The sequence below is a fragment of the Methanobrevibacter thaueri genome (assembly GCF_003111625.1).
In the GTDB taxonomy this organism is placed as follows: Archaea; Methanobacteriota; Methanobacteria; order Methanobacteriales; family Methanobacteriaceae; genus Methanocatella; species Methanocatella thaueri.
This window is the reverse complement of the sequence record NZ_MZGS01000019.1, coordinates 62,152-79,689: the sequence shown is the minus strand read 5'-3', so window position 1 is coordinate 79,689 and position 17,538 is coordinate 62,152. Positions and strand designations below refer to the sequence as shown.

Genomic DNA, 17,538 nt, shown 5'->3' with positions numbered 1-17,538 from the left:
ATATGGCTAAAAAGACCATTTTGGCTTTTATAATTATTATTTTTATAGGATTCTCAGCCTTATTTATGATCAATTCCCATGACACCGTTGACGTGTATCTCGATGGTGAAAACGTGAGCGTGGAAACTAAAGATTTTGGAAACGGCAATCTCGACCTCCTAAATCAGGAAATCTGTGATTACGTAGTGAATGTCATGGACGACACCACCACAAACATCACCGGAGTGCATAATGGAATTGAGAACATCTGCCTGAAGTATGGCCTTGATGACCCTACAGTCAATATCGATTCATCCATCGGACCTGACCAAATCCCCGTCATCGTTTATGTTGACGGAACATCAATGGTTCCGACACTGCAGGACGGACAGACAGTCCTTTTCAACAAGACCCATGACATCCATGTCGGGGACATCGTAGTGGCAGAATCCGATGAGTATGGTGGAATCATAAAAAGGGTCGATGAGATTGATGGAAACCGTGTCCATCTCATTAGTGACAATAAGGAAGTCACATACGAGTACATTGACGGATACCTATATGAAACCAAGGGCATCACTACATGGGTTGACATTTCAGACATTAATGGTGTGGTCATAGATTACTAAATTTTTAAAAAAAAAATGGGAATGATGCCTGGCACCATTCCCGAAGAGATATTTAAAAGATTTATTGCTATTTCTAGACAGCCTGATCTCCATCCTCACCTGTACGTATTCTTATTACGTTTTCGATATCTTGAATGAAGATTTTACCGTCACCGATGTTTCCTGTGTGTGCTGCCTCTTTGATGGTGTCTACAAAGAGGTCCAGGTCATTATCGTTTACAACAATCTCTATTCTTGTTTTTGGAATCAAATCTATGCAGTAGCTTGATCCCCTATATGATTGTCTTATTCCTTTTTGGCTTCCTCTTCCTTTTACCTCAGTAACGGTCATTCCATCGCATCCGACTTCCACCAGTGCCCTTTTGACATCATCAAATTTTTCAGGTCTTATAATTGCTATAATGCGTTTCATAAACTAGCCCTCCTATGAATTGAAGTTGTATGCGGATTCCTTGTGAAGGTGGGAATCAAGCCCTCCAATTTCCTCTTTCTCATCTACTCTTATGCCGTTTAATGATTTTTCTAGTATTTTGGCAAGAACATAGCTTACTACAAATGAATAGACTATTGTGGCTATAACACTTATTATCTGTATCAATACCTGCTCAGGATTTCCTGCAATCAATCCTGCAACTCCGCCTACGGCAGGAACTGCAAATATTCCTGTTGCAATTGCTCCCCACACTCCAGACATACCGTGAATGCCCCATACATCCAGGGCATCGTCATATCCGAGTTTTGGTTTGAGATAGTTGATTGAATAGTATGATATTATTGAAGCAAACATACCGATGATTAATGCACCAAACACGTCCACAAAACCTGCTGCGGGAGTTATTCCCACAAGTCCTGCAACCGCACCGGAAATTGCGCCTAAAACTGTTGGCTTTCCAACTTTCATCACATCTATTATTGTCCAAACAATCAATCCCATTGCTGCTGAGACGTTTGAGACTATTATTGCATTTGCTGCAAGTCCATCTGCAGCGAGTCCTGATCCTCCATTGAATCCCATCCATCCGAACCATAGCAATGCCGCACCTAGAACGGCATAACCTAAGTTATGTGGAATCAAAGCGTCGTTTTTCCTTTTTCCTAGAACCAATGCAACCGCAAGAGCGGAAATTCCTGAGTTGATGTGAACTACTGCACCTCCTGCAAAGTCAAGGGCACCCATTTGCATCAGCCATCCTCCTCCCCATACCCAGTGGGCAACAGGGACATAGACAAGACATGCCCATAACGGAACAAATATGACCCATGCTTTGGTTTTCATCCTTCCAACCAGTGCTCCTGACATGATTGCACATGTAAGTCCTGCAAATGCGCACTGAAACATTACAAAGAGCAATGTTGGTATTGTGCCGTTTAAATCATCCAATCCAATTCCCTGCAGGAAAAAGTTGGACGGTGCACCTATTAAACCGTTAATGTCACTTCCAAATGCAAATTGATAACCGAATATTACCCATATAACACTGATTATTGAAAATGCAATGAAAGTTAAAAACATTGTATTTAAAACGTTCTTTCTTTTACTTAGTCCTCCATAAAAAAATGCTACTGCCGGAATGCTCATCAATAACACAAGCAATGTGCAGACAAGTATCCAGGCTGTATCACCTGCACTGAACATAACCATTTTATCTTAACTCTATTTAATTTATTAGTCGGAAGTATACTGTCGGAAGTATGCTTCCGATATAATGATTTATACCTTATCCTATATAAACATTTTGAAAAATCAACAAAAAACATTAAAAATACTTTATTTTATCCAAAGCATTATATAATATCCTTTAAAAAGATAATAATAGTATAAATTAAAAAAGTGTTATTATGAGAGGGTCAGTTAAAGCAAATCTGATTGTATTTTTAATAATTGCAGTTATTGCATTCTGCATTAGCTCAGCTTTCGCTAGCTTTACAATACATGAAGATAACGACTCCTACAAACTAATACCAATTGAAGACGATTCATTTGAACCAAATGACATTAATTATGTCCCTACAGTCAAACCAAAAAATGACACCAACACAACCAACAGCACAATTGAAAACATTACATACACAAATGATACGGATGAAGGTTGGGACACCAATTATGGAGATTGGGAAGACATATACGAGGACTGGTACAATGAGTGATAAAAAAAAGTTTATCAGAGATAGCGTTTATGGAGATATTCGTTTAAATGAATTTGAAGTGAGAATAATGGACATGCCCCAATTCCAACGCTTAAGAAGAATCAAGCAACTGGGTTTAATCAGCCTGATTTATCCTGGCGCAACCCATACCAGATTCGAGCATTGCGTTGGAACAATGCATCTCGGATCAAAACTGTCAGAAGAGCTGGAACTTGACAGCGATGAGATAGAACTGATCAGAGCATCTGGACTACTGCATGACATTGGACACGGTCCGTTTTCACATGTATCCGAAGGCGTCCTATCAGTTCCCCATGAGGAGCTCTCAAAATTCGTAATCACCAAAACCTCAATGAGAGACCTGCTTGAAGAGAAATTCGATGTCGATGAGATTGTTGACATCATTAACGGAAAAGGTCGCCTCGGCCCGATTGTTTCAGGCGAACTTGACGTCGACAGAATGGATTACCTGCTTAGGGACTCCCATAACACCGGTGTTTCCTACGGTATCATCGATTACGAGAGACTGATATCCAACCTAACACTGGACGACGGACTGATACTTGACATAAAAGGTGTTCAGGCAGCCGAAGGGGCATTGGTATCAAGATATTTCATGTACCCTAGCGTTTACCAGCACCACACAACCAGAATCGTCAATACAATGTTCAGACGTGCATTAAAACGAATAATCGATGAGGGAATCATTGACGAAAATGACATCTACAAATATGACGATACAGACATCATCTCATTATTCAGAAGTTGCGAAGACAATTATGCAAAGGACATTATGTACAGGCTCGACAACAGGATTGTTCCAAAAAGAGTGAAGACAATCCGTCTTGATAACTTCAAGTTCCCGGAAAAGATGTACAAGATCAAGGCAGAGGAACTCAGAAAGGCTGAAGAGGAGATTGCTGAAGACTATGGGCTTGACAAGGATTACGTGTTCATAAACATTGCCGAATATCCTCGTTTCGATGAAATGAAAACCCAGGTCAGCGTTGAGGGAAAACTCTACCCATTGACTGAAATCTCAAACATTATTGGAGCGTTAAGCAAGGCAAGATTCAACATACCAGACATCAGCGTTTATGTTCCCGAAGAGGAAAAATCAAAATTCGAGAAGTTCAAGCTTGAAAATTACCTGGATTTACCTGAAATCGATAGGGAAAAATTCCATGGAATACATTATGACCAGATTAAACTATTTTAGGAGAATACTATGATTGTTGTTGGAATTACAGGAGCAAGTGGAGTGATATATGGAATAAGACTCCTTGAAGCATTGAAAGAACTGGAAATTGAAAGCAGTTTGGTCATCAGTGACGCCGCAAAGATTGTGATAGAGTCAGAAACCGACTACACAGTCGAGGATGTAATCAATATAGCGGACACATACTATGATTTCAACGATTTGACCGCCTCCATCAACAGCGGATCATTCAAGGCGGATGCACTGGCCATCGTGCCATGCTCAATGAAGACATTGTCATCAATAGCCCATGGCTATGGTGCGAATACAATAACCAGAGTTGCCGATGTGAGTCTGAAGGAACGCAGACCTACAGTAATTGTTCCTCGTGAAACTCCACTCAGAAGCGCTCACTTACAAAACATGCTTACATTATCACAAGAGGGAGCCATAATTTTGCCTGCAATGCCTGGCTTTTACTCAACACATGACAGCGTTGACGACCAGGTCAATTTCATAGTCGGTAAAATCCTGGACTCTCTGAAAATCGAAAACAATTTATTTAAAAGGTGGGAGTAAATGTTTAAAGATACGGATTTCATCAAATCCTGTGATGTTCCAGGACCTACAAAGGAAGCCATAAGAGCGATAATTCTATACAAATCCGATGTAAGTCCAACCGATAAGGTGGTTGATTGCGGATGCGGGACAGGTGGAATAACCTGCGAATTTGCAAAAAGGGCAGGGGAAGTGATTTCCATTGACACCAATCCGGAAGCAATCGAGATAACTTCAAAAAACCTTGAAAAATTTGGACTCGGAGATAATGTTAAACTAATCAATGATGACGGGGCAAATGCCCTTAAGGATATTGACGGCATCGACATTGCCATTGTAGGGGGCAGCGGCAGACAGCTCGAAAATATCCTTGACATTGTTCATGAAAAACTAAATTCCAAAGGCAGAATAATCATTACGGCCATTCTGGTTGACACAAAGGTCGAAGCGATAAACAAGCTCAAGAGCTTAGGTTATAACCCTCAAATAATGGAAGTCAACGTTTCAAACGGAAGAGTTTTGGACCGTGGAATCCTTATGATCAGCGAAAACCCGATAGCCATCATGACTGCCCAAAAAAGATAGAATTGGAGATTAAAAAATGAGTAAACGATTAAGTTGGAAAGTGAAATTTTCCATAGTGATGGTCTTATTAATCATAATCATTTATGGATCCAACTACCTTGTCCTAGGGGATGCGGAGCATATCATATCCTATGTCTGGACCCACTTGGGTTTCATTCCGGTAGACATACTTCTTGTTGCATTCCTTCTTGATGAGATTATCGAGAAAAAGGAAAAGGAAGCCATGCTTGAGAAATTGGATATGCTTATGAGCACATTCTTCTCTGAAGTTGGAAATGACCTGATTAGCCAGTTAAGCAGCGTGAACAAGTACACTGCAAATACCGAGAATTTGAAATTAATCAAGAATTGGGATGACAAGGACTACGACGCAAAATTAGCTGAATTGAAAAGCGCCTCAATTGATTTTCAAGCGGATGTTCCTAAAGAGGAACGCGAAGAGTTTTTAGAAAACCTGAGAGTTTTCCTTGCAAGCAAAAGGGAATTCATCATTAACCTTATGACAAACCCTAACCTGCTTGAAAAGGAAGAGTTCACAGGTCTCATCACTGCGATTCTTCACCTTGATGAGGAGCTCGAGCACAGAAAGGATTTGGCATTGGTTCAGGATGCCGATTTCGGCCATCTGAATGGAGACATGCAAAGGGTATACGGAAAATTGGTATATGAATGGGTTTACTACTTGAAATACCTGAATAAACATTACCCATACATGATTGCATTGATTGTCCGTACCAATCCGTTTGATGCAGACGCAGACGTATATGTGAAATAGGTTTGGAGATGATTTAATATGAGTAACGATTATGAAAATGGTGAAAATATTAAATCTTGCATTATTTTATGTGGAGGTAAAAGTAGCAGAATGGGTCAGGATAAGGGTTCTATGATTATTCAGGATAAACCCATGATCAAACACATTCTTTCTACTCTAAACCATCAAATAACCGAAGCCATCATTGTTTTAAATGACAAGGAAAGGATTGACAGATATTGCGGATTCATCAATCCCGATGACTATTCATTTGACCTTTCATTTGTCGAGGACAAGATAAAAGATAAGGGTCCGATGCCAGGAATCATGACAGGGCTTGGCGAAATCAAAAGCGACTATGCATTGGTGTTGCCTTGTGACAGCCCATATGTTTCCAAAAACTATATAAACACTATTTTTAATGAAATTGACACAGACTATCAGGCAATTGTCCCATACCATGATGATGAAGACAGGTTAAAGACATCAGAGCCGCTTCATTCCATTTACAGCAGAAACATCATTCCCGAAATTGAAAGTCTGATTGAAGGGGATGTCCTGCACATCAAGGGACTCATAGAAAAAATAGATGCGAAATTTGTTTTGATAGATAATAAAAAAATAGAAAAAAAAGAATTTAGAAATCTTAATCGTCCAACGGACATTTAAAGATGTTCTATTAACTCTTTTGTTTTTGTTACTGCCATGTTGACAGCGAAAAGAATATCGTCTTTAGTCAATGGTTCTTTTCCACCTTTTTGCATGGAACAGATGTGACCGTCTTTTGTAACACCGACGTTTAAGCGAGCGCTAGCAACTTTCTCTTCAGTCAATGTTGGGTCGATAACCATCTTGTCACCAATTTTAACGAAGGTACATAATGCCAATTCATTGTTGATCGGTAAGTCGAAGGTTTCTTCTTCACTAAGGACAACTTCTTCATCTTCAATAGTTGCAACAGGCAATTTAGTGGTTTTCAAAGCAGCCATAACAGCTAATTCACATGCATCGAAAAGGTTTCCGCAGTTATCGATAATGTGTAAATCGATGAATAACATCCAAACGTGTTTTCCTTCTTCAACGCATAGCTTGTCCAATTCCACTAATTCGCTTTCACGAATTCCTCTGTCAACTACACGTGCGAGTTCTATTGAATCATCACTTGGTGGTCCTGGTTCAAAGTTAGGATCAGCCATTGGTAACATTTCACAATTGGTCATTAAAACTCCTAAGTCAGGAGTGTCTGGGAATGGGCTTCCAAGTTGTGGTTTAATACCTACAATAACTTGAGTTCCTCCGAGTTTTACACGAGCGGAACCTTCAGCTTTAGAAATAACATTAGTTTCAATAGAAATATCCCTATATTCGTCAAGTGCCCTGCCATCTTCTCTTTTATCATTGTTGACAAGGTTTTTAATACTTCTTTTTGTAATTTCTGGTACTATCTCCATATTTCCACCCACTTATTCTATAGCATATTTTTTCATTAAAGCTTCTTTTTGGAGTTCGTTTACTTTACGACATCCTTCCATAGCTAAGTCAATTGCTTTTGCAAACTCTTCTTCGGTTAAGTTACCGTCACTTTGTAATAATGTGATTTCACCGGTTCTTGGCATCATAGCTATTGGAACATCAGCTTGACCTTCTTTATCTTCTTTTTCAGATAAATCAAGGACGATTTCATCATAAACTTTACCTGCAGCGCAACCTACAACAATATCTTTCATAGGCACACCTGCATCGACTAATGCAACAGAAGCGGCGGTGATTCCTGCACAACGGGTTCCCCCTTCAGCTTCTATTACTTCTATATAAATATCAATCATTGAACGAGGATAATTTTCCAACATTAATGCTGGTCTTAAAGCATCAGCAGTAATTTTTGAAATTTCAGAAGATCTTCTGTCAGGACCTGGTCTTTTCCTGTCATCTACTGAAAATGGAGCCATATTGTATCTGCATCTGATTACACCAGTGTTTGGCTCAAGCAATCTTCTAATATAGGATTCTCTAGGACCGTAAACAGCTACTAGGATTTTATTTCCACCAACTTCCAAGTAAGCTGAACCGTCTGCTCGTTCAAGAACACCTGCTTCAATCTTAATAGGACGTAATTCATCAAATTTCCTACCATCATCTCTTATTAAATCTGACATATTTCAACCTCTCACACTATGAAATCATTTATTATTTAATATAAAAGAATTATTAGAGTTATCACTTAAAGATAAGGAATTATCTTTGCTTTTGTTTTTCCTTTTGAATTCTTCTATAACTTCACCAATATCTGGTTTGTCATTCATTTCTTTTTTTGCTTCCTCTTCTTCTCTTTCTTCTTGTTCCAATTCTTCTTTGAAGTTTTGGAGTTTTGGTTTTTCTAAAACAAATTCTTCCTCTTCGCTTTCTTCAGATTCCTCTACTTCTTCAGGTGGCAATTCACCGTCAATTGCTAGGTATAATTTGTTTTTGATTTTGTTTGTTAAACCAGAAGTATGAGCCTCTTCCTCAATTAATTTAATAACTTCACGGGTAAGCTGTTCCATGTCTTCGTCTCCTTTTACCCAAACGAGACCGTTTTGACCAACGACAATTTTACAATTGGTCTTATCCTTAATCATGTTGATCATAGAACCTTTTTTACCGATTAATCTAGGAACTTTAGTTGGAGCAATATCTACAATGATTCCTCCTTTGAATTTACCCATTCCTCTACCTTTTAAACCGAGTTTCGCCTTCTTGATTTCATCAACGTCGACGACTCTTAAAAATAGCACATCCCCAACATCATAAACTTTGTTGAGCTCTTTTTTCTCACGACCAAACACTTCAAAAGCAGGTAAAATTCCTGAGTAAGGTGAGTTAATGTCCACTTCCCACATGGAGAATCTGACATCGTTGATTTTACCTATAACAACATCTCCTTTTTTAGGCACGTATTTGCTTTTTAAAGGAATAACTCTAAGTTTCTTATTCCTTAAAGAAACGCGTCCCATTAAAGAAGAGCAGACTTTACCATTTTCTTTGAAGGTACCTCTTCCTGAATAGTATTCGTCATCGGCCAATATTTGACCTGGAATAACTAAATCTTTATTTTCCACGTATATCATAATAATCCCATAAATATGAAATTTTATTAACTAAATAGTTCTAGTTTCCGCTTCTCCACTTGAAATTTCAGCCATTTTTGCGGCGAAATTGTTCTGAAGACCACCAGGCATTTCAATGACTGCAATCCATGACCCGTCCTGTTGCCATTCTTCATTTATGATTTCTCCAAAACCATGAATGACATTATATGCACTTCCAGCTGCAGAGCCAGGGAGCCTGACAGCGACTTTCACCTTTTCAAACCTGATTGGAATCAATGGCTTGATTGCCTTTAGGGCTGTCTGGACCTGTTGGTCAACTGAAGTGAATGGGTCAAACTTGACTTTTGCCTCCTCACATGCGTTTTCAATTCTTTGGACAGGGTGAGGTAGTCCGTTTTGAGGATTTATCGCTTCCCTGGATATCTTATTGATAACCAGTTTTCTTTTATCCTCCTGCATCTTCCTTTTCTGGTCGGCAGTCAATTGAACAGTACCCTTTTCAAGGATTATTTTAGAAACTTCGATAGGATCGGTAGTTTCAAAAATCTTGTTCATGGCTTCTTCGGAAGCCTTGTCTCCTTTTTTGGAGTCTTTGAAAATTTCTTCAACAGCTAAAAGATCCTCGATGGCAACATCTGGGCCATCAGGATTACGATAATCTGCCGCTAAATCAGGGTCAACCAATATTTCAAAGTGTTCACCCATGTATTCGTATTTAGCAATAATAGCTTCATCAACATTTACCATCAAAGCATCCCCTAACTTGTAATTTAAGAATAATGATTATTCTTCGCTTTCTTCAGAATCATCTTCGGATTCTTCAACTTCTTCTGCTTCTTCCTCTTCTTTTTCTGCAAGTACTGCATCAATGTATTCCTGTACTTTGTCTTGAGGAAGTTTTACGTATTTTTCGTCTTCAATTTTAATAACTGCAATTTCAACGTTGTTGGATGTGGTTTCATGGTCAGTTGCTTCATTGATTGCGGTCAAAGCCAATTCAATTGCTTCATCCAATGTCATGTCATCCTGGTATTTTTCTTCGAAAATATCCATTGCAGCGTTTCTTCCAGAACCGATTGCGGTTGCCTTGTATTCGATTAGGGCTCCACTTGGGTCGGTTTCGAATAGTTTGCATTTTCCGTTGTATACTCCACCAATGATTAAAGCAGAACCGAATGGCCTTACTCCACCATTTTGGGTGTATAACTGTAACATGTCACATAATTTTTTAGACAAGCTGGTTACGCGGATTGGTTCGCTGTAAGTGATTTTATTAATCTGTGCTTCAACTCTTGCTCTTTCTACTAATGCCCTTGCATCTGCTACAAGACCAGAAGTAGCCGCACCGATATGTTCATCTATTTTGAATATCTTTTCGATAGATGATGCTTCAACCAATTTTGAAGTTGTTCTTTTGTCTACAGCTAAAACAATTCCTTCTGAACTTTTTACACCGATTGATGTAGTTCCTCTTTTAACAGCTTCTCTTGCATATTCTACTTGGAAAAGTCTTCCATCTGGGCTAAAGACAGTAATAGCCCTGTCATATCCTGCACTTTGTAAAGGTTGCATATTAATACCTCATATTTTTTATAAATATTAAATTTAATTCGACTACATAAAAAAATAAAACCAAATCTCCGTGAAAAGGCAAATTTTTAATTTTAATTCCTAACATATAGAAAATTAAAATTGTTTTTTATTTCTTTTTCCATAAATCCAATTGATATTTATTAATATATTTATTTATAAAGTTTTCTATTTTAAACTTACAAAAAGTAATTAAATATATTTCTGTGACCCCTTGATGGTGCCTGAGAGACCGATAGTTGAAATCGCCAAATCGTTGGAATTGTACTTGGTTGCAAGGGCAATGGATGACCTTACCTCACCGACAAAATCCCTCTGGCATCTTACAATGGCCTTGTAATGGTGATATTCCTCTGTCTGGTCCATCTCATAGAATTTCATAACCCACAGGTTATAATTGGATGTGCCGCACTCCCCCTTAAAGCGGATGCATGCATCCCATATGATGTTGACCAAATCGTCCTTACCGATTTCAGAGGCAATCTTGATGTCCAAAGTCAGATAACGATTGTTCTTCCTTAATGTAGGCGGCAAGACCTTAAGCTTCATCATCAACCCTCCTGACACCATTAAAAATAAGATTCTCACGATCCCCATTATATTCAAGAATTGCTCCTGCGGTGTCGAATGACCTGGCGATATCGTCTTCATCCAGACCCACTTGCTTGAATACTTCACAGAAATCATGGGTTGTCCTGATGTCAAAGACGCTTTCGGCCCTTGAGGATAATATTAACGGAAAATCAAATTTCCTATATAATGCGAAAATATCACGGAAATTGGAAATCACCTTGGCCCTTGGAGAGAGATAGGTCCTCAGGACATCCTTGAAACACAATTCTATGGCCACATTGTTTCTTACGGCCTCCTTGGCAAGAACCTGATTGATGCCTGAATCAAACCTATTGAGATAAGGCCTTGAAAGCACATCGATCTTGATGTTTTCCAAAACGGCACGGTTGACCTTCAAATCCCCGCCTATGACGCTTATGCATGATGCCCTACTTCTAAAATTATTGACATGCTTTCTAATCTCGTTGACGTTGGTTGATTTAATCTCCAAAGTGAAATCAAAATCAATTATTCCGTCAAGGGAGTCATTCAGCTCATCCCTCAATGTCAACGCATTTTTAAAATCATTTTGATTATATGAAAAATTAATATGCTCCCATCCATAATCGGAAGCCTGAATAGCTATTTTGACATTGTTTCCTAAGCTATCCCCTTTAACATTCAAATCAAAAAACATAGTAATTACTTTATTGTTTAATATATTAATAACTTATCTAAAAAAAGAAAATAAAGTGATTGAAAACAATCACTATTGATATCTAAAGAATTCTACTTCCCAGTTGACGGTTTCATAATAATCTATTACGAATGTCTCTTCAGAACTGGAAGTGTATGTGAATGAGTCGGATCTTGTCTCAACAGCGCTTTTTGAACCCCAATCCACTCCACCGGACTGACCGTTTGAACCGGTCACGTACAAGTGGTTTGTTGCATAATTCTTGATAGGGTATGCGGATAGTTTAACCATTATCTTACCTTCAGGAACGCTAATGGTTTGAGAACCGGAACCTGAACCTGAATAACTACCAATGGACTCCCACGATTTCTCGTCTGCAACTTCTGAAGTCTGTTTTGAGGATGTTGTTGTAGTTTTTGCAGAATCATCTGCTGATTCGGCTTGCTGTGAGGCATTTTCCTGTGAAGCGTCATTGCTTTGAACAGAATCCTGACCATTGCTCATTGCAAAATATCCAAAAACACCAGCCAAAACAATAATAATTGCAATTAAAGCAATTATGATATATTTTGAGTTATTGGAACTTGCAACATTCTGCTGGGGACTTTCTACGGCTAATGGGTTTCCACACTTTGTGCAGAATTTTGCCTTGTCCTTATTTTCAAAACCACATTTACTGCATTTCATGTTATCAATAATAATATATTTTACACAACTTATATAATAAATTTAAGGATTTATAAAAAGTAATTAAAAAGGTGTTTAAAATAATTATACCATGTTATAAAACATTTATAATATAAGAAATATAATAACATATCATGGTCGACAGAAGTGATGAGCTTTTGAAATTAACTTCCTATGTTCAAATATCAAAATATAGAGAAAAGACATTGAAATCCATTGGGGACGAAGTTAAGATACCAACTAACATCGCAAAAGACAGTGGAATTAGAACAAATCATATTTCAAAAGTTCTAAGCGAATTGAAAAGTAAAGAAATAGTTGAATGTATAAACGAAGAAGCTCGTAAAGGAAGATTATACAGATTAACCGATACTGGTAAAGATGTATTGGAAACTATTAAAGAAAAAGAAAACAAAGAATAGCTAACTTAATTCTATTCCATCTTTAATACTTTCTAATTCTTTTCGGGCACCTTTATCATTTGAAACTTCTTTTAAAACATCACCCAACATTGAAATTAAAAGCTTATTTTTTAGAGTTATGCTGAAGCAATCATCAGTTTCAGATAATATTGATTCGTTTGTTGGAGGAGTCAAGTCCTTGCGATATTGCAGCTTTATCTCGTTTCTCAAATCATCGTCAATATACTTTTCCAGATAGACGATTATCTCATTTGCAAATGAATTTCCCAACTTAATCATAGTTTGAAGTGATTCCTCATCAAAACCGCAATTTTCAACCAGGCTGTTGAACGATCCGTAATTCTGATAGCCGTATGGAATGAATCTTCCCTCAACGGTGTGGGCACAGTATTCGCTCATGATCTTAAACTCCGGAAACATTAGGAAATACCACACAAAACTTTGAATGACTGATGAAGGCTTGACCTTTAGGATATCGCATAATAAACTCTCGATTATATTAAACAAAAAGTAATGGGCCAATTCATGTATGATTGTGGCTATCTGAACTGAATCCGCCAACCTGTCCTCATAAAAGATGCAGGTTCCAAGGAATATGAACCCTCTCTCATAGCCTCTGGATTTAGGTTTGCATTCCGTGAATATGCTTGCAAGGTTCAGTATCTTATTTTTGGTTGTTTCACCCCAAATGTCGATGTAATCGGCACGGACAAAGATATTTGACAGCAATTCAAGGTATTCTGAATCATCAACATTTGCATTTGCCAACAGGTTCTGATTGAAGTCATTGAAGAGTATATCAAAATCATCAATGCTTATTGGATTCAACTGGTTGTTGCACTTGACGCAATGTGTGGCGGCATCAATGTTGATCTCACCGCAGACAGGACATATGTGCTCCATGATTAACTTGTTGCCGCAATGTGTACAGTAATTGTTTTCCTTGAAATTCCTTGTTCCACAAACATCGCATGTCTTCATTTCAATCCCTGCCTGAACATATTCTTAAGACTTTTGACAGCCGAATCAACTGAATTTCTACGAGTTATTGTTAATTTAACATTTTTCCCGCAATTTGGACAAAAATCACTATCCCAATCAAGAATCTCTCCACAGGAACAGACTATCCTTGTTTTGATGTTCCTTTGAGGATTCAATGGCCTTTCGCAATTCTCACAGAACCTTAAGTTTGGGGAATTCCTGTGGCCGCATACGCAAACTATCTTCCTGTCCTCTCTTTTAAGATTGTTGCCGCATCCTATGCAGTAGTCTGATGTGACTTCATTAAGGGTTGAGCATGTGCATAATATCGCCATGTCGTTTAAAGCACCATAATTGCTTAACGGCAATCCGCAGTTACGGCAGAACTGTGCGAACTTTTCATTTTCCTCACCGCAAAAGCAGAAAATTGAGTTTTTAAACTGCAGGTTGAAATTGCTGTAATTGTCATTTGAATTGATCGTATCTTCCTTCAGCTGCTTGCCGCACATTTCACAGTAGACGTTCTCCTTTGAATTGACGGCACCGCATTCGCACAACACATTGTCAACAGAGAATTTCGGCTTTGATTTTCTCTTTAGAATCTTTGCCAACTTGCTTTCGGACCTTTTGGCACCGCACATGTAACAGAATTCATTGTTTTTGTCATTTAGATACCCGCAAGAGCAAATTTCATATTTGAAATCGTTTTTTGTGATGATATATGGTGAAAAATCAATTTGAAAATTAAAAAAACCGATATTGTGGATTGGTGGTGTTAAAACACAATCGATATCGCTCGCATCGAAACCTGTTTTAGCCCCACATCCAGTGCAGTACGGTTCATTGGGCAATATTCTGTGCCCGCAAACTTTACAATAATTCCCTGAACGCATTTTTATCATTTTTTAGATAGTGATTGAATTTCCTCTACAACCTTATACAGGACTTCCTGGCCAAGCCCTTCGATATATTTAATTGAGCCTGCACATTCGTGGCCTCCGCCGTCCACACCTGCTTGAGGAACCTTTTCAATCATTTTTGCAACAATGTCATTGACATTGAATCCATACTGTTCGTTAACGGCATCTGTTGCCCTGAACACACCGAAATCAGGTCCATGACCCAATGTAACAATCGGCTTGTCCTCTCCCAATTCCTTAATCACATGGTCATGCACAAATCCGCAGGTCTTTCCGGGTGCAGGGAATGTGAACTTGTGTGCAAATTTCTCCACATCCAATAAGTTGAAGTAGATTCCATTTTCAAGTTGTGTCCTTTTAATGTTTGGCAGGGCAGCTCTCAGTTGAGTGTCAATTCTCTTTTGATATTCCTTGTATAGGGCTTCAATCATTTTTTTATGCTTATCTATATTGTCCACTGCCAGAATGGTATCCATGATTCCTCTACCGTTCATAAATCTTAGGAAATAAGCTTCAAAGTCAACACATTCAGCCACTTTCGCCAAATGTTCTTGTGAATAGCCTTTCACGGCCGCCAATTTTAGGTATTGGTATACCTCACCGCATTCGGAACGGTCCCCCAATGCAGCAATGGCTGGAAGGTGCTGAATCAGTCTTTTCACGTCGGGATTGATGATGTGTGCCACCTCTGTTGCAAGGCATCCCGCTGTCAGTTGTGAGTCTCCACCTACAAGATACGGGTTCACATGACAGTCAACATACTCATCCACAGCCACTGTCGCTCCGTAAATCTCCCCATCACGCTCGTCCTTGGTGATTAGGTCTCCCGGAGAGTGGTGGTCTATTACGATAACTTCTATATCATATATTTTAGCCTGCATCAGTGCGACAATATCCTCTTCTGTAGATCCGTTATCCAATAACACTATCAACGGAAGTTTCTGACCGTGCCTTTCCTGGTCTTCCAGCGCAAATGACAGGTCCTTCACAACATCCTCGAGCTCATAGAATGGAGCCTTACTCGGTGACCTTTTGAAGTAATAGTATTCGGCATCATTGCTTGGGTTTATTTCCTGTATCAATGGAACTATAGCCTTTTCCATTGCAACCCCTGAAACGATACCGTCAGCATCGTTATGGTGTCTGAGCAATATTGTCCTTCCATCAAGTATTGCCCTTCTTATCCTTTGGGCGGCCTCATACATCTTAGGTCTAAGTCTGTTTAAAACGTCACTTTTGACCAAGAAATCGACATCTTTAGGTTTTGCTTTCCTGTTTAATGCCTCGTCAATTAACTTATGTAATTGTTGTGTGCTTTCGGCATCAAGTTTTATCATTGAAGATGACTCAATCTGTGTTTTTCCGCCGTGTTCGTTGACCTCACCGATGACCTGAACCGCATCGCCCAACTCAATTTCAGGATAGGACCTCTCGCCCGCCTTGTCGAAAGCGGCTATTTCAGTGGTTGCAGTTTCATCGCTGATTATGAAAATTGTCGGACCTGAGGTCTGTTGAATCTGCTGAACTTCACCATCGATTCTAACCATCTTACCCTTGTTTTCATCAAGGTTGCCTATCAGGGTCCTTGGAATTGATTTGGTTAATCTTTTAAGGTTATATGAATCAACGTAAGCAGGTGCAAAATCTATTTTTCCTTCTCTTGACTTGATGGATGTTATGAATACGATTACCTCTTCACCCACATTATATTCTGAGACATCTCCTCTCATAAGTCCCCAAACATTGTTGTTCAAGCTAACAAAAGCGCCGTATCTCTCGATTCTGGTAATCTTACCCTTGTACAACTTATCCTTGTCAACATCACGCATATTGCAAATCGCATCTAAAACATAAACGTCACGGGCAGCTTTTCTTTTGGCTTCAAATTCCTCATGCCTTGCCTTTTCAGCCTTTCTCTTCTCGCCGCACTCATGGCAAATGTCATACCTCTCATCGAGCAGTTTGCCACAATCCCTACAGACATTTATTTGGCCTGATCCATGACATTGAGGACATTCCTCAAACACTTCAACCTGACCTTTTCCATTGCATGCCTCACATGGAATGTCTTCTTCACCTCCAAGGTCAAATTTGTCACGTGCTCTACTGTTAATACCTTTAAAATGGTTCCCTATATCAAAAGCATCATCTTCAAAGCCTGTTCCCCCACAGGCATCACATTCCTTATAGTCCACTACAACGGAACCTATTCCTTTACATTTTGGGCATTTTGTTTTCAATTTAAAAACCTCTCACTAATTGAATAAATCCGGATTCTCCTGGACAATGCCATTCCTTTGATTTTGATACTCCACTGCATCATACATTAACTCATTGGCCTGAGTCCCATGGGTCGATCCGGTGTAATTATAATAATTCTGCAAATAATATATTGATTCCTTAAGCTCATCAACGGCCTTAAGCTTCAATTCCAATTCATTGATGGCTGCATCAATATAATCCTTGTGAACTTCATTTAAATCCTTGTTAAACTTGTCTTTAATATCATTTAGCTTTTTTAAACTATTGTTATAGTTATCTCCGGCAGATATTGCCTTATCATTGGCATCATTAAAATACCTGCTGTTCAACAATTCAACGGATTCATTGTAATCCTTGTCTCCCTGGACAATGCCCTCGCTGATTGAAGGCATTGATTGATTGATATTGTCCATAGAGCTGTCAATAAAGACAATGGACGCTGAAATTATGAGCAAAACTACAATAAAAATTATTAATTTGATATAAC

The 17,538-nt window shown here is 38.8% G+C and carries 22 protein-coding genes; 8 read left to right on the top strand and 14 right to left on the bottom strand.

Annotated elements, in window-relative coordinates; translation table 11 throughout:
* Positions 1 to 2 precede the first annotated feature (2 nt).
* Positions 3 to 608 (top strand): S24 family peptidase, encoded by a 606-nt coding sequence (locus MBBTH_RS04365; protein ID WP_116591839.1) that lies wholly within the window; start codon positions 3 to 5, stop codon positions 606 to 608.
* 73 nt (positions 609 to 681) lie between these two features.
* Here the strand turns inward: MBBTH_RS04365 and MBBTH_RS04360 are convergent, their stop codons facing one another.
* Together MBBTH_RS04360 and MBBTH_RS04355 are read right to left on the bottom strand one after the other, a co-directional pair.
* Positions 682 to 1,020, bottom strand: coding sequence for a P-II family nitrogen regulator (locus tag MBBTH_RS04360; protein ID WP_116591838.1), 339 nt, complete (start codon positions 1,018 to 1,020; stop codon positions 682 to 684).
* 12 nt (positions 1,021 to 1,032) lie between these two features.
* Entirely contained in the window at positions 1,033 to 2,250 is a 1,218-nt protein-coding gene (locus MBBTH_RS04355) for an ammonium transporter (RefSeq protein ID WP_116591837.1), read from the bottom strand.
* Positions 2,251 to 2,447: 197 nt separating this feature from the next.
* Here MBBTH_RS04355 and MBBTH_RS04350 point away from each other — a divergent pair, with 197 nt between their 5' ends.
* The 6 genes from MBBTH_RS04350 to MBBTH_RS04325 are packed head-to-tail and all read left to right on the top strand — an operon-like array spanning position 2,448 to position 6,520.
* On the top strand, positions 2,448 to 2,756 hold the full coding sequence (locus MBBTH_RS04350; RefSeq protein WP_116591836.1) for a hypothetical protein: 309 nt from the start codon (positions 2,448 to 2,450) through the stop codon (positions 2,754 to 2,756).
* Positions 2,749 to 3,975: an HD domain-containing protein gene (locus tag MBBTH_RS04345; RefSeq protein ID WP_116591835.1), complete on the top strand. Its 1,227-nt coding sequence runs from the start codon at positions 2,749 to 2,751 to the stop codon at positions 3,973 to 3,975. Before MBBTH_RS04350 ends, MBBTH_RS04345 begins: the two co-directional genes overlap by 8 nt.
* 9 nt (positions 3,976 to 3,984) lie before the next feature.
* Complete coding sequence (locus MBBTH_RS04340; protein ID WP_116591834.1) at positions 3,985 to 4,533, top strand: UbiX family flavin prenyltransferase; 549 nt, start codon at positions 3,985 to 3,987, stop codon at positions 4,531 to 4,533.
* Positions 4,534 to 5,097, top strand: a complete 564-nt coding sequence (gene cbiT / locus MBBTH_RS04335; RefSeq protein ID WP_116591833.1) for a precorrin-6Y C5,15-methyltransferase (decarboxylating) subunit CbiT — start codon at positions 4,534 to 4,536, stop codon at positions 5,095 to 5,097.
* 16 nt (positions 5,098 to 5,113) lie between these two features.
* Complete coding sequence (locus tag MBBTH_RS04330; protein WP_116591832.1) at positions 5,114 to 5,872, top strand: hypothetical protein; 759 nt, start codon at positions 5,114 to 5,116, stop codon at positions 5,870 to 5,872.
* A gap of 18 nt (positions 5,873 to 5,890) precedes the next feature.
* On the top strand, positions 5,891 to 6,520 hold the full coding sequence (locus tag MBBTH_RS04325) for a molybdenum cofactor guanylyltransferase (protein ID WP_116591831.1): 630 nt from the start codon (positions 5,891 to 5,893) through the stop codon (positions 6,518 to 6,520).
* On the opposite strand, the gene rrp42 is transcribed toward MBBTH_RS04325, so the two are convergent.
* The 8 genes from rrp42 to MBBTH_RS04285 form a co-directional block, all read right to left on the bottom strand.
* Positions 6,517 to 7,302 carry an exosome complex protein Rrp42 gene (gene rrp42 / locus MBBTH_RS04320; protein WP_116591830.1) on the bottom strand — a complete coding sequence of 262 codons (786 nt, stop codon included), beginning with the start codon at positions 7,300 to 7,302 and terminating at the stop codon, positions 6,517 to 6,519. The genes MBBTH_RS04325 and rrp42 overlap by 4 nt on opposite strands.
* 12 nt (positions 7,303 to 7,314) lie before the next feature.
* On the bottom strand, positions 7,315 to 8,007 hold the full coding sequence (rrp41, locus tag MBBTH_RS04315; protein WP_116591829.1) for an exosome complex exonuclease Rrp41: 693 nt from the start codon (positions 8,005 to 8,007) through the stop codon (positions 7,315 to 7,317).
* Positions 8,008 to 8,031: 24 nt separating this feature from the next.
* Positions 8,032 to 8,958 carry an exosome complex RNA-binding protein Rrp4 gene (gene rrp4, locus MBBTH_RS04310; protein WP_116591828.1) on the bottom strand — a complete coding sequence of 309 codons (927 nt, stop codon included), beginning with the start codon at positions 8,956 to 8,958 and terminating at the stop codon, positions 8,032 to 8,034.
* Positions 8,959 to 8,988: 30 nt separating this feature from the next.
* A complete protein-coding gene (locus tag MBBTH_RS04305) occupies positions 8,989 to 9,687 on the bottom strand; it encodes a ribosome assembly factor SBDS (protein ID WP_116591827.1) in 699 nt (232 codons plus the stop codon).
* A gap of 36 nt (positions 9,688 to 9,723) precedes the next feature.
* Complete coding sequence (psmA, locus tag MBBTH_RS04300; RefSeq protein WP_116591826.1) at positions 9,724 to 10,512, bottom strand: archaeal proteasome endopeptidase complex subunit alpha; 789 nt, start codon at positions 10,510 to 10,512, stop codon at positions 9,724 to 9,726.
* A 210-nt stretch (positions 10,513 to 10,722) separates the two neighbouring features.
* On the bottom strand, positions 10,723 to 11,079 hold the full coding sequence (locus tag MBBTH_RS04295) for an Rpp14/Pop5 family protein (protein WP_116591851.1): 357 nt from the start codon (positions 11,077 to 11,079) through the stop codon (positions 10,723 to 10,725).
* Positions 11,069 to 11,779 (bottom strand): ribonuclease P protein component 3, encoded by a 711-nt coding sequence (rnp3, locus tag MBBTH_RS04290; protein ID WP_116591825.1) that lies wholly within the window; start codon positions 11,777 to 11,779, stop codon positions 11,069 to 11,071. The genes MBBTH_RS04295 and rnp3 overlap by 11 nt, the downstream gene beginning before the upstream one ends.
* Positions 11,780 to 11,851: 72 nt before the next feature.
* Entirely contained in the window at positions 11,852 to 12,466 is a 615-nt protein-coding gene (locus MBBTH_RS04285) for a zinc ribbon domain-containing protein (protein ID WP_116591824.1), read from the bottom strand.
* Between the two features lie 134 nt (positions 12,467 to 12,600).
* Between MBBTH_RS04285 and MBBTH_RS04280 the strand changes: the two genes are divergently transcribed.
* The gene (locus MBBTH_RS04280; RefSeq protein ID WP_116591823.1) at positions 12,601 to 12,888 is read left to right on the top strand and encodes a winged helix-turn-helix domain-containing protein; all 288 of its coding nucleotides are present in this window, start codon (positions 12,601 to 12,603) and stop codon (positions 12,886 to 12,888) included.
* Here the strand turns inward: MBBTH_RS04280 and MBBTH_RS04275 are convergent, their stop codons facing one another.
* From MBBTH_RS04275 to MBBTH_RS04260, 4 genes are read right to left on the bottom strand one after another with little or no spacing between them, the layout of a single operon-like run.
* Positions 12,889 to 13,869 (bottom strand): zinc ribbon domain-containing protein, encoded by a 981-nt coding sequence (locus tag MBBTH_RS04275; protein ID WP_116591822.1) that lies wholly within the window; start codon positions 13,867 to 13,869, stop codon positions 12,889 to 12,891.
* Positions 13,866 to 14,762, bottom strand: a complete 897-nt coding sequence (locus tag MBBTH_RS04270; protein WP_243409671.1) for a zinc ribbon domain-containing protein — start codon at positions 14,760 to 14,762, stop codon at positions 13,866 to 13,868. Before MBBTH_RS04270 ends, MBBTH_RS04275 begins: the two co-directional genes overlap by 4 nt.
* A 5-nt stretch (positions 14,763 to 14,767) precedes the next feature.
* A complete protein-coding gene (locus MBBTH_RS04265; RefSeq protein WP_116591820.1) occupies positions 14,768 to 17,029 on the bottom strand; it encodes a DHH family phosphoesterase in 2,262 nt (753 codons plus the stop codon).
* Between the two features lie 15 nt (positions 17,030 to 17,044).
* Positions 17,045 to 17,506, bottom strand: a complete 462-nt coding sequence (locus tag MBBTH_RS04260; RefSeq protein WP_133241940.1) for a hypothetical protein — start codon at positions 17,504 to 17,506, stop codon at positions 17,045 to 17,047.
* Positions 17,507 to 17,538 lie beyond the last annotated feature (32 nt).

Excerpts from the sequence above, each read along its gene's own strand:
- MBBTH_RS04365 (WP_116591839.1), top strand. The coding sequence starts at position 3 with ATGGCTAAAAAGACCATTTTGGCTTTTATAATTATTATTTTTATAGGA.
- MBBTH_RS04360 (WP_116591838.1), bottom strand. The coding sequence starts at position 1,020 with ATGAAACGCATTATAGCAATTATAAGACCTGAAAAATTTGATGATGTC.
- MBBTH_RS04355 (WP_116591837.1), bottom strand. The coding sequence starts at position 2,250 with ATGGTTATGTTCAGTGCAGGTGATACAGCCTGGATACTTGTCTGCACA.
- MBBTH_RS04350 (WP_116591836.1), top strand. The coding sequence starts at position 2,448 with ATGAGAGGGTCAGTTAAAGCAAATCTGATTGTATTTTTAATAATTGCA.
- MBBTH_RS04345 (WP_116591835.1), top strand. The coding sequence starts at position 2,749 with ATGAGTGATAAAAAAAAGTTTATCAGAGATAGCGTTTATGGAGATATT.
- MBBTH_RS04340 (WP_116591834.1), top strand. The coding sequence starts at position 3,985 with ATGATTGTTGTTGGAATTACAGGAGCAAGTGGAGTGATATATGGAATA.
- cbiT (WP_116591833.1), top strand. The coding sequence starts at position 4,534 with ATGTTTAAAGATACGGATTTCATCAAATCCTGTGATGTTCCAGGACCT.
- MBBTH_RS04330 (WP_116591832.1), top strand. The coding sequence starts at position 5,114 with ATGAGTAAACGATTAAGTTGGAAAGTGAAATTTTCCATAGTGATGGTC.
- MBBTH_RS04325 (WP_116591831.1), top strand. The coding sequence starts at position 5,891 with ATGAGTAACGATTATGAAAATGGTGAAAATATTAAATCTTGCATTATT.
- rrp42 (WP_116591830.1), bottom strand. The coding sequence starts at position 7,302 with ATGGAGATAGTACCAGAAATTACAAAAAGAAGTATTAAAAACCTTGTC.
- rrp41 (WP_116591829.1), bottom strand. The coding sequence starts at position 8,007 with ATGTCAGATTTAATAAGAGATGATGGTAGGAAATTTGATGAATTACGT.
- rrp4 (WP_116591828.1), bottom strand. The coding sequence starts at position 8,958 with ATGATATACGTGGAAAATAAAGATTTAGTTATTCCAGGTCAAATATTG.
- MBBTH_RS04305 (WP_116591827.1), bottom strand. The coding sequence starts at position 9,687 with ATGGTAAATGTTGATGAAGCTATTATTGCTAAATACGAATACATGGGT.
- psmA (WP_116591826.1), bottom strand. The coding sequence starts at position 10,512 with ATGCAACCTTTACAAAGTGCAGGATATGACAGGGCTATTACTGTCTTT.
- MBBTH_RS04295 (WP_116591851.1), bottom strand. The coding sequence starts at position 11,079 with ATGAAGCTTAAGGTCTTGCCGCCTACATTAAGGAAGAACAATCGTTAT.
- rnp3 (WP_116591825.1), bottom strand. The coding sequence starts at position 11,779 with ATGTTTTTTGATTTGAATGTTAAAGGGGATAGCTTAGGAAACAATGTC.
- MBBTH_RS04285 (WP_116591824.1), bottom strand. The coding sequence starts at position 12,466 with ATGAAATGCAGTAAATGTGGTTTTGAAAATAAGGACAAGGCAAAATTC.
- MBBTH_RS04280 (WP_116591823.1), top strand. The coding sequence starts at position 12,601 with ATGGTCGACAGAAGTGATGAGCTTTTGAAATTAACTTCCTATGTTCAA.
- MBBTH_RS04275 (WP_116591822.1), bottom strand. The coding sequence starts at position 13,869 with ATGAAGACATGCGATGTTTGTGGAACAAGGAATTTCAAGGAAAACAAT.
- MBBTH_RS04270 (WP_243409671.1), bottom strand. The coding sequence starts at position 14,762 with ATGCGTTCAGGGAATTATTGTAAAGTTTGCGGGCACAGAATATTGCCC.